The sequence below is a fragment of the Xanthovirga aplysinae genome (genome assembly GCF_009711365.1).
In the GTDB taxonomy this organism is placed as follows: domain Bacteria; phylum Bacteroidota; class Bacteroidia; order Cytophagales; family Cyclobacteriaceae; genus Xanthovirga; species Xanthovirga aplysinae.
In genome coordinates this window covers 1-10,140 of sequence record NZ_SMMB01001172.1, presented here as the reverse complement: position 1 = coordinate 10,140, position 10,140 = coordinate 1, and the positions used below count along the sequence as shown (strand labels likewise).

The 10,140-nt window shown below is 35.5% G+C and carries 8 protein-coding genes; 4 read left to right on the top strand and 4 right to left on the bottom strand.

Annotation, left to right across the window (positions count from 1 at the left end):
• Positions 1-139 precede the first annotated feature (139 nt).
• Entirely contained in the window at positions 140-2,467 is a 2,328-nt protein-coding gene (locus tag E1171_RS15460; RefSeq protein ID WP_155206949.1) for a M1 family metallopeptidase, read from the bottom strand.
• Between the two features lie 329 nt (positions 2,468-2,796).
• Here E1171_RS15460 and E1171_RS15455 point away from each other — a divergent pair, with 329 nt between their 5' ends.
• The 3 genes from E1171_RS15455 to E1171_RS15445 all read left to right on the top strand — a co-directional run bounded on the left by E1171_RS15455 (position 2,797) and on the right by E1171_RS15445 (position 6,688).
• A complete protein-coding gene (locus E1171_RS15455) occupies positions 2,797-3,294 on the top strand; it encodes a DUF6702 family protein (protein ID WP_222931516.1) in 498 nt (165 codons plus the stop codon).
• A gap of 237 nt (positions 3,295-3,531) precedes the next feature.
• Entirely contained in the window at positions 3,532-5,178 is a 1,647-nt protein-coding gene (locus tag E1171_RS15450) for a PAS domain S-box protein (RefSeq protein WP_187696484.1), read from the top strand.
• Positions 5,179-5,470: 292 nt separating this feature from the next.
• Positions 5,471-6,688: a BamA/TamA family outer membrane protein gene (locus E1171_RS15445; protein WP_155206946.1), complete on the top strand. Its 1,218-nt coding sequence runs from the start codon at positions 5,471-5,473 to the stop codon at positions 6,686-6,688.
• Positions 6,689-6,731: 43 nt separating this feature from the next.
• Here the strand turns inward: E1171_RS15445 and E1171_RS15440 are convergent, their stop codons facing one another.
• Positions 6,732-7,121 carry a group III truncated hemoglobin gene (locus E1171_RS15440; RefSeq protein WP_155206945.1) on the bottom strand — a complete coding sequence of 130 codons (390 nt, stop codon included), beginning with the start codon at positions 7,119-7,121 and terminating at the stop codon, positions 6,732-6,734.
• Between the two features lie 102 nt (positions 7,122-7,223).
• On the bottom strand, positions 7,224-7,820 hold the full coding sequence (locus E1171_RS15435; RefSeq protein ID WP_155206944.1) for a peroxiredoxin-like family protein: 597 nt from the start codon (positions 7,818-7,820) through the stop codon (positions 7,224-7,226).
• Positions 7,821-8,067: 247 nt separating this feature from the next.
• Here E1171_RS15435 and yjjX point away from each other — a divergent pair, with 247 nt between their 5' ends.
• Positions 8,068-8,592 carry an inosine/xanthosine triphosphatase gene (gene yjjX / locus E1171_RS15430; RefSeq protein ID WP_155206943.1) on the top strand — a complete coding sequence of 175 codons (525 nt, stop codon included), beginning with the start codon at positions 8,068-8,070 and terminating at the stop codon, positions 8,590-8,592.
• A gap of 303 nt (positions 8,593-8,895) precedes the next feature.
• Here yjjX and E1171_RS15425 read toward each other — a convergent pair whose 3' ends face one another.
• Positions 8,896-10,038 carry a hypothetical protein gene (locus E1171_RS15425; protein WP_155206942.1) on the bottom strand — a complete coding sequence of 381 codons (1,143 nt, stop codon included), beginning with the start codon at positions 10,036-10,038 and terminating at the stop codon, positions 8,896-8,898.
• Between the last annotated feature and the right edge of the window lie 102 nt (positions 10,039-10,140).

Below are 10,140 nucleotides of genomic sequence, written 5' to 3'. Positions count from 1 at the left end.
ACTCTAATAAGATTTAATATAATAACCTCATTTCTTGAATGGTTAATTTAAAAAACCCACAAAAATTATTTTTAAAGAATAAAAAAAGGCCTGCTATATTAATAGCAGGCCTTTTTAGAATTATAAATTTATCAAAGTTTTATCTACTACTTACCGTCTTATTTTGCTTTTGCATAGGATTTGGCCTTTTAAGTTTATTTCTCTTGTAAAGCTCAAATCTAGTAGGAACATTCCTTCTTGGGAAGTAATTATTTTCCGTATCTACATCAGCTGTTTCCAAATAAGGGTCAAGTGTGATATTTTCCACCTCTTTTGATTTTGCAAATACCTTAGTCACTTCCTCGTTATTCATTCTCCAAATTTCTGCAGGAATGCGTTCAATTTCAGATGATCCATCAGTATAGGTGAATTCTATAATTAATGGCATTACGAGCCCACCTTTATTTTTAAAGCTGATTTCATAAAAGTTTAACCCTTCATTGAGTAAGCCTTTTTGATTCTTATCCAAGGAAGCTAAGAATCTTTTATAGGATTTTGTATCCTCAGAAGTCACTTCAAAAGGGTTATAACTATTGTAAAAATCCTTTAAATCCGAATTAGCTTCCACAGCCGTAGTTGGAATGTCTTTCTCATTTCTTATCCGGCTGATATCTTTAGCAACAAGATCCTCATATTCTTTTTGTTCTCTTTTATTTTCTACCATTGGATTCTTGGTGTCTACCTGAAACCACTTTACATCTTCAATTGAGATATCAACATTATCGGTTGTATAGAACCAACCTCTCCAAAACCAATCCAGGTCTACGCTTGAAGCATCTTCCATGGTACGGAAAAAGTCTTCTGGAGTAGGGTGTTTAAAAGCCCATCTTTTTGCGTATTCCTTGAAAGCATAGTCAAAGAGTTCCCTACCCATAATGGTTTCTCTCAAAATATTTAATGCTGTGGCCGGTTTTCCATAGGCATTGTTTCCAAATTGTGGGATGGCCTCAGAATTGGTCATGATTGGACGTATATTCTCTCTGTTTCCCTTCATGTACTTTACCATATTTTTGGCAGGGCCCCTTTTTGATGGGAAGTTTCTATCCCATTCTTGTTCAGTAAGGTACTGTAAGAAGGTATTCAGGCCTTCGTCCATCCAGGTCCATTGTCTTTCATCCGAATTGATGATCATAGGGAAGAAATTATGACCTACCTCATGAATAATGATATAAATTAAGGAATATTTGGTTTTTGCCGAGTAGGTACCATCATTTTCTGGCCTAGGCCCATTGAAACAGATCATAGGATATTCCATTCCCCCTACCGGACCATTTACTGAGATTGCAACAGGGTATGGGTATTCAATGGTGTGTTTTGAATAAGTTTTTAAGGTTTGAACAATGGATTCTGTGGAGTATTGACCCCAAAGTGGATTTCCCTCTTTTGGGTAAAGAGACATGGCCATAACCGTTTTTCCACTTTCCATTTTTACACCTACTGCATCCCATATAAATTTTCTGGAGCTGGCCCAGGCAAAATCTCTGACATTTTCTGCTTGAAATACCCAGGTTTTTTTCTCTTTGGAGGCAGATTTCTCATTTTTCTTTGCTTCATTTGGAGTAATGATCTCCACAGGTTTATTAGCAGTTTTGGCCTGTTTTAACCTTTCCAGTTGTTTTTGGCTGAGTATTTCTTCAGGGTTTTGAAGTTCACCCGTTGCAGTGACTACATGATCAGCCGGAACGGTGATACTTACAGTATAATTACCAAAAGGTAAGGCAAATTCTCCTCTACCCAAGAATTGTTTATTTTGCCAGCCATCTACATCTGAATAAACCGCCATTCTTGGAAACCATTGTGCCAATTCGTAAAGGTAATTTCCATCTTCTTTAAAGTATTCGAAGCCAGCTCTTCCTCCTTCTTTTCTTTGATCAACAATTTTATGGTTCCAGTCAATTGCTAAATCAAAGTTTTCACCTGGATGTAAAGGTTGTGGGAGATCCACTCGCATCATGGTCTTATTGATCACATACTCAAGGGAATTTCCATTTTTGTCGGCAACTTTGGTTATATCATAACCATAGCCTTTCTCTCTAGGGAGCAGTTTTCCTACCTTGTTGAAGTCCATTTTATCAGAGATCTGACTTTCCTGCGTTTTATAGGAGTCAGAGTCATCAGCAAACCTGTTTTGGTCCAATTGGACCCAAAGGTAGGTCAAAGGGTCGGGAGAATTATTCACGTAATGAATAAGTTCAGAACCTTTTATTCTTTGTCTTTCATCATCCAATTCAACTTGGATGTTGTAATCGGCTTGTTGTTGCCAGTACTGTGGCCCTGGGGCTCCCGAAGCGGTACGATAGACGTTTGGGGTTGCTAAAGTTGTTCCCAATTGGGCAAACTTATCAGTCAGGTCTTTGCCCCGATTATTTTGAGCAAATAGCAACTGTGAAGATGCCAGGGTAATTGCCAATAGGAAAGCTTTTTTCATATGAATTATTTTTGTGTTGGATTAAAACTCGTTATGTAAATAAAAAATTGTCAATTCGGTTAATGATGAAGAAGCCTAAGTTACAAGGAATGCAGCCAAAGGCATAAATTCAAAATTACGTTTACAAATTATATATTTGGGTTTCATAAAATACATTAAAATAGCTGGGATTAATGACCCAAAAAAAGGGAAAGAAAAAATTATATGCAATTTATTTGTCTAAACATAAAAATTAAGCACTAATATAGCAGTTTTTTGAAAATAATCATTTCGACTAACAATGATCCTGTTGTTATTCAATTATTTTTTAACAATTAATAAGTAGTGAGATGCAGATGAATTTAATTCTAAGCTTGAATATTTTTTTTAACCTCTTCATTGCAAAGCACCCTTTTCATGTGAGTGTAAGTGATATGCAGTATAATGAGAAGAGTAAATCCATAGAAATTACCCATAAAATTTTTGTAGATGATTTGGAAGAGGCTCTAAAGGATTATTCTGGAGAAAAAATTGACTTAGCAGGAGAGGAAAATTTGGAAAAGAATCAGGAGTTAATTAGTAATTACCTCAATGAGAAATTCCATATTTCCATTAATGGAAAAACTGTAAAAGGTACATATATAGGTCAGGAGGAAGATAATGGCTCTGTTTGGTGTTATGTTGAATTAAAAAATATTAGGAAAATAAAGGAGGTGAGAGTAACTGATAAGATCTTAGTAGATTTTTATGAAGATCAGACCAATTTGGTTCATTTGAAGTACCACGGTGAGTTAAAAAGCCTTATGTTAAATTACAAAAAGACAGAAGGGGAAATAAAGTTTGATTAAAAAGAGATCGTTAAAAGTAATTTTGGGATTTACAATTTAAAAATGAAATAACCAAAATGTGAGATTTTAGCTTTATTGTAGAAAGCAGATTAGGAAGTTTAATCCATTTTTCAGTTGTAACAAGCTTATTTTTAGATTGTTTAATTAGTATATCAGGCCTTTTAAAAGTGACCACAAGTTGGAAAATTGAAAAGGAGTAATAATATACAATTACTACAAGCAATTAATGAGGTTCATATGAATTTTCATATCGGCCGCTATACCCTTGGGTCTTTGTTTCAACCCATCCTAAATTGTCTTTCAAAAGTTACCACTTGCTCCTGCTCTTTTATTAGTCATAAAGAATCTGCCTATGGGCCTTTCCGCGTTCAAGGAACTAACCATTTAATTTGGGATACAGAAAAACATATTTTTTGTATTGAGGATTCTACAGGATTATTACCTGTCCCCGAATTGATGGAATTTGTTAATTCGGTTTTGACCAAAAATATGCCCTTAAGCAAATCATTTTCTTTGAGCTTTAGTAGGATGAGAAAAAAGGAATATTTGTTTTGGGGTTTACCATTGATTTATCACCATGAAATTTTAGGTGTCTTGGCATTGGGTTTTTCTCTTCCCTTACCTGAAAAAAATAAAATTACCGCTGAAAGCCTGAGTGAACTACTTTCTCCTGCCCTGTCCGCTATAAGCATGATTTTGTATAATATCTATTACAAGCAGCTGACGCTTGAAGGGCCTAGAGGGAAATTTACTCAATCATTACTGGCACTTTCTAAGGCTCCAAGCCTGGGTGAGGGAGATGAGGAAGCTTTTACTGAACTAATTCTTTCTCAGGCTGCTCGTTTGATGATGGTGGAACGATGTAGTGTTTGGCGTTACGAAAAGTTAACCAATCAACTTATTTGTGTTAAGCAATTTGAGTTAAGCCGTCATAAATTTAGCAGTGGAAAAACTAGGGAACTTGATAAATACCCAGGATATGCTCAGGCATTATTGCACAACAGAACAATAACTGTAAGTTCTACCTATACAGATTCGAGAACTTCCGAATTATCAAAAGATTACCTTAATCAACATGGGATAACTTCCATATTGGATGCACAAATTCTTTATCAGGGGAACATTATTGGGGCCATTTTTTTGGAACATGTGGGAACTCCCCGTTTGTGGTCAGCTGATGAAGAGGATTATGTGGCCACTTTATCAGAGTTGTATTCTCTTAGCCATGGGGTATTTGTCCAAAAGCAAACAGAAGTTGCTCTCCAGATGGCTCAAAAGAAATATAAAGGGATATTTGATGCTAACCCTCTTCCTCTTTTTGTCCATGACCGGAAAGATTTTAAGTTTCTGACTGTAAATAAAGCGGCTGAGAAAATCTATGGATATTCTTATGAGGAGTTTTTGAATTTAAGTGTTTTTGATTTGCATCCTGTAGAGGAGCATCAAAAATTGAAAAAGATTATCAGGTCCTATGAAGCAAAAAAAAAGGAACTGGAGGTTTTAGAATTATTTGTAGGAGAATGGACCCATCTGAAAAAGGATAGGTCCTCAGTGGCAGTTGAAATCTATATTCATGACTTAGAATATGAGGGAAGGACGGCTCGGTTGGCATTGGTGATTGATATTACGGAACATAAAGAGCATTTAAAGGAGAGAGAGGTGATTGCCGAACGTCTTCAAAGCTTGGCAAACTTAGCAGCTCATAATATGCGGCCTCCTTTGGCTAGAATATTAGGCCTTACTTCTATTTTTGACCCTCAGCAATTAGAAAATCAAATAAATCGCTCCATTGTTAAACGACTGAAAGAAGCAGCAAACGAATTGGATAAGATGATCCGAAAAATGGCTAAGGATTTGGAAAAGGGAGTGTATAAAACCAGGTAGAGCTTCTGTTTAAGAGGAAAAAGTAATTAAGGAATTTTGAAAAGAGTTTTCAAATTCAGCCCTTACAAAATTCTATTTTTTGTCGCTCTTTTCTTTTTTACTTCTTTTTGATTAAAAACTTATTTTATCACAGTTTATTAATAAAAACTAATAATACCACTTATTAACATAAAATTAAAAATGGGATAAATTATGTTTTTTGGCAGAAAATATTTTTTGTTATTGGTTAATTTTTGGAAAATAGACTATATTTTTCTTACCTTATTGGGTAATAAAATAAATAAATCCCAAAATGTATTTAAAAAAGAGATTCTTCCCCACTTCACTTTTAACTCTTTTTATTGTCCTTACTTGTTTTCCAATTTATGCTCAGGATGAAGTTGAAACTGAGAATACTGAGGGTAAGGTACGCAAAGTACAGTGGGTTCCTTTACCTGTTCTTACAGCTAAACCACAAATTGGTGTGGGATTTGGTGTATTGGGAATGGCTCTTTTTAAACCGGGAGGGGTAAATCCAGAAACCACTCGAACTTCAAATGTCCAGGCTTATTTTATTTACACTACAAAAGGACAAATGATGTTTTCTCCAGAGTATAACCTGTTCTTAAATAATGATGATTATATCTTACAGGGAAAATTCCGTTATTTTAAATACCCACAGGATTTTTTCGGCATAGGAAATGAAGTAACTGAATCCGACCATCGAATAAATATCGACTATGATTTGATTACTGTTGACCAAAGTGTGGTGAAAAAACTAAGCCCTGGGGTATTTGCGGGCTTAATTTATCGCTTTAGTGGTGTGTATAATTTAAAATGGGATCCAGATGGAGAATATTTACCTACCCATCCTGATAATCTAGAGAAAACTACCAGCGAGCTAGAAGATTTACAGCGTCAATATCTAGGAATAAGGTATGATGACCGTTTGCTGGATACAGAAGAAGGTGGGGGGTATTCCGCCTCTGGGATAGGCTTTACATTTTTCCTGGACAAAAGAGATAATATCGTAAATGCTTCCTTGGGACATTTTGTCCAAGTTTCAACTATTTTTCACCAAAAATTATTAGGAAGTTCCAGTAACTTCACCTCTTTTACACTGGATGCCCGTAAGTACTTTAATGTTTACCCTGATAAACGCCATATTTTGGCTATACAAGCTTATGGTGAATTTACAGGAGGAGTCGTTCCCTTTTTGGAAATGCCGCAGTTGGGTGGCCCTAATGTAATGAGGGGGTATTCTGAGGGACGTTATATGGATAACAATTATATGGCCTTTCAGGCAGAATACCGTATGCCGATTTGGTGGCGAATAGGAATGGCTGCTTTTGGAGGCTTTGGCGACGTAGCTGAAAAATTCCAAGACTTTAGTTGGGAAACTTTGAAACCATCGTACGGAATGGGATTACGTTTTGCCATTAATAGAAAGGAGAATTTGAATATCCGTTTGGACTATGGTTTTGGACGTAAAAGTTCAGGATTTTATCTAGAAATTCAGGAAGCTTTTTAATGAAAAAACTCAAAAGAGGCAGGATTTAACTTGTGTCACAAAGTTAGTTTTGGCTTAGTAAATTTAAACGTTCAATTTTATGCAGGAAAACTCCACCGATCATTCGTGAACGGTGTTTGGCCTCTGCGGCTTTTGGTCCTGAAAATAAATCATCAATAGTTTTATGGAATAATTGGAGCCAACGAGTAAAATGCTGTTCCTTTATAGGTAAAGGAGCATGTTTTGCAAAAGCATTTCCCCGATAGGTAGCACTTCCTAAAAGTAGTGATGACCAAAAAGTATACATTTTAGGCAAGTGTTTCTCCCAGTTAACCTGGGCCGTTTCATTGAAGATAGGGGCTAATATTTCATCTCTTTTGACTTTGTCGTAAAAGGAATCAACCAATTTTTTGATATCCTCTTCAGTTTCAATATCTTTTCTTTCTTCAACCATTATTATAATTTGATTTTTTACAAAATAAAGGTATTTGCCATTTAAAATGAAAAAGGAGTAATTACTTCCCCCTTTCTCATTAACAAATTAAGTTCATGCAACTTATATTTTTGCGGGCAAATTTTCGATGATTTCCTGGACGGAAGCTCTTTTTTTGTAGTCCGGATCAAAGAATACATAAGAGATATTGCCGTTTTGATCAATGATATAGGTGGCCGGAACGGGCAAATTTGCCCCATTGTCTCCATTTGAAGCTTCAATATCTATTCCCCAGTTCATATATTTTTTTACCATTTGGTTTTCAACTTCAAAACTAACATCATAAGCATCCATTATTGCTAGCTTTTTATCATGGATGATATGAAAAGTCGCATCCGTCTTTTTAATAGTTTCATCAATTTTTTCTGGTAATTCAGGACTTACAGCAATTACACGTGCTCCTCTTTCAGTAATAAATTGTAAGGAGTCTTGCAATTGGGAAAGTTGCTTATTACAATAAGGGCACCAAGCTCCTCTATAAAACATCAGAACAACAGGACCTTTCTTTAGTTGTTCTTGTAAATTAATTTTTTGACCTTTTTGATTTATACCTTCAAAGAGAGGTGCTTTATTTCCTTCTTTTAAACCTTGTGGTCCTTGGGCCATCAGAAATTGACTTCCGAAAAATGTGAAAAGTAATAGGGAAAATAATTTTTTCATAGGTTCTAATAATATATGGTAAATTTAAAGGCAATATGGTTGTTGTGTTTCAGTATTCTTGTCCGTTTAATGACATATTTTGAATAAAAAAGCCTTAATATATTTATAGCCCTATTTTTTCTTTAAACTGAGTACACGCTAAACTCAGGGATATTGAAGTTATTTCCACTTTTTACTTTTAAGTTTACTGAGATTTCTTTCCCAATAATATTATGAAGAAGGATTATTTTTTTAATAACAAATAAGAATGAAGATAATTGTTGCCTCAGGAAACCCGGTGAAAATAAACGCTAGTCGAAATACCTTTGAAAAGGTGTTTAAAAACGAAAAGATGAAATTTCAGGGAATTGCGGTGGCCTCTCAGGTTAGCGATCAACCGATGAGTGATGAAGAAACTTTTCAAGGAGCTATTAATCGTGCGAGAAATGCCCAAAAAGCCATTCCAGATGCTGAATATTGGATAGGTTTGGAAGGAGGCTTGCAGCCCAAAGGAGAAGAGTTGGAAGCATTTGCATGGATTGTTATTTTATCCCAAACTAAAATGGGAAAAGCCCGAACCTCAACATTTTTTCTTCCTCATGAAGTCGCGCATTTAGTGAATGAAGGTGTAGAGCTAGGGAAAGCTAATGATATCATTTTTAGTCAAAATAATTCCAAACAAAAAGGAGGTGCAGTGGGAATCCTAACCCATGGACAATTAGGTCGTACGGAATATTATGAACAGGCTGTATTGCTGGCTTTAATTCCTTTCGTTAATTCGCAGCTTTACTGAAATTAATGAGAAATTATAAAGTGGTTAGGGCAAGTAGTTTTATTGGATCAGTTTAAATTTTTTGCCTTAAACTCACGATTTTCTTGAATCCTTAGGGAATGTTGAAAAAAGAAAATGAGGGTTTTTGTTGTGTTTTTCGTTTTTACGGGTCTATGAAATGTACGCCTGGGTGGAGTGGTTATTTTCCTTTTCTCCTTAATCTCTTGAAGTAAGATGTGAAAAGGTAATGGCTCCTTTACTATCTATTTGGTGGGGTGGTGAGACGCAAAATCTTGCGTCTCTAAAAGGCATTATCTTTATTAATTATTTCTTAACCTCTTTTTTTAAATTCCTGATAAAATGCTGAAGCGCGCTTTTCCAATCTTCATCTGCATCCCACTGGTTGCCCAAGTATACATCTCCTGTATGTAAATGTTTGATATAATATTTATAAACTGTGGCATCTGCCGGAATGTGCCTCATGGTGTTTTTCCCATTTTGGCTGACTAGCGTAATATATTGGTCACTATCATTTTCATCATAACCCAATAACTTCTTTATTTCTTTTCCACTGGTTTTTAAGCGCATCAATACAAATTGGTAACCAGCTTTCTTGATATTGTCTTCTCCCTTACTATAATTTACTAAACCATAATTGAAGGGATATTCCAGCATTTCCCGAGCCAGAGCTTTATTCTTTTCTCCTACTTTTTTGTTTTCGGCTTTTACTTGTTTGGTCAATCGATTATTTGCCGAATTTACAGGAAATCCTTTTGGTATTTCAATTTCTTCAAATTGGGGTACAGCCAAATTGTCTAGCTTTAGGTCAGGGGAAAAAGAAGGAAAGCGGCTTCCTTTGATCAGGTTTCCATATTTTAAAAATTCTGGGTGTTCGATAATCAGAAAATTCCCTTTTTTTTGCTTACTTTTCTCCGAGGCCTTTAGCAATTTCTCCATAGTTTTATCCAATTGTTTGCTTTGGGCCTTCCATGCAGGCTGTCCATGGGACATTAAATCTGAATTTTGGTTAAAGGGAGTAGCTACAACTACAAAGCGATTTTGTTCTTTTTCATTGATGAATAATTTTATTTCACTTAGCAAGATAAGTTGTCCAATTTGACGTTTTTTGAAACTCTCTGAAAAAGAAGAGGTGGCGTCCGCTCCTGAAATTACATCCTCTAAATTGTAATAGGCCACTGCATCTATTCCGGCCTTCCTAAGTACCGGGTGAACCTGTTTCGCTACATCTTTCCAATCCCCTCGCAAAGAAGTTCCTTCCAGAGGGGGGACACTGACCAAGACAACTGATTTTTGGGTTAGTAATCCTTCGGGTAAATCTGAGGAGTAATCTAGGAAACGAAATCCTGCAATATTGACGGCTTCTTCGTCTTGGGCAAAAGAGTTGGGGATAATTAGGATAATGAATGCTAAAAGAAGCAAGGGGAGTTTTAACGTGTTTTTTGTCATAATTTTTGATTAAGGACTGGATAAAAGCCTTATTGTTTATTAATTATTGAAGTAAATTTAGCTAATTAGAGGAAAAACCAAATTACCTTAAGAAATCTTATA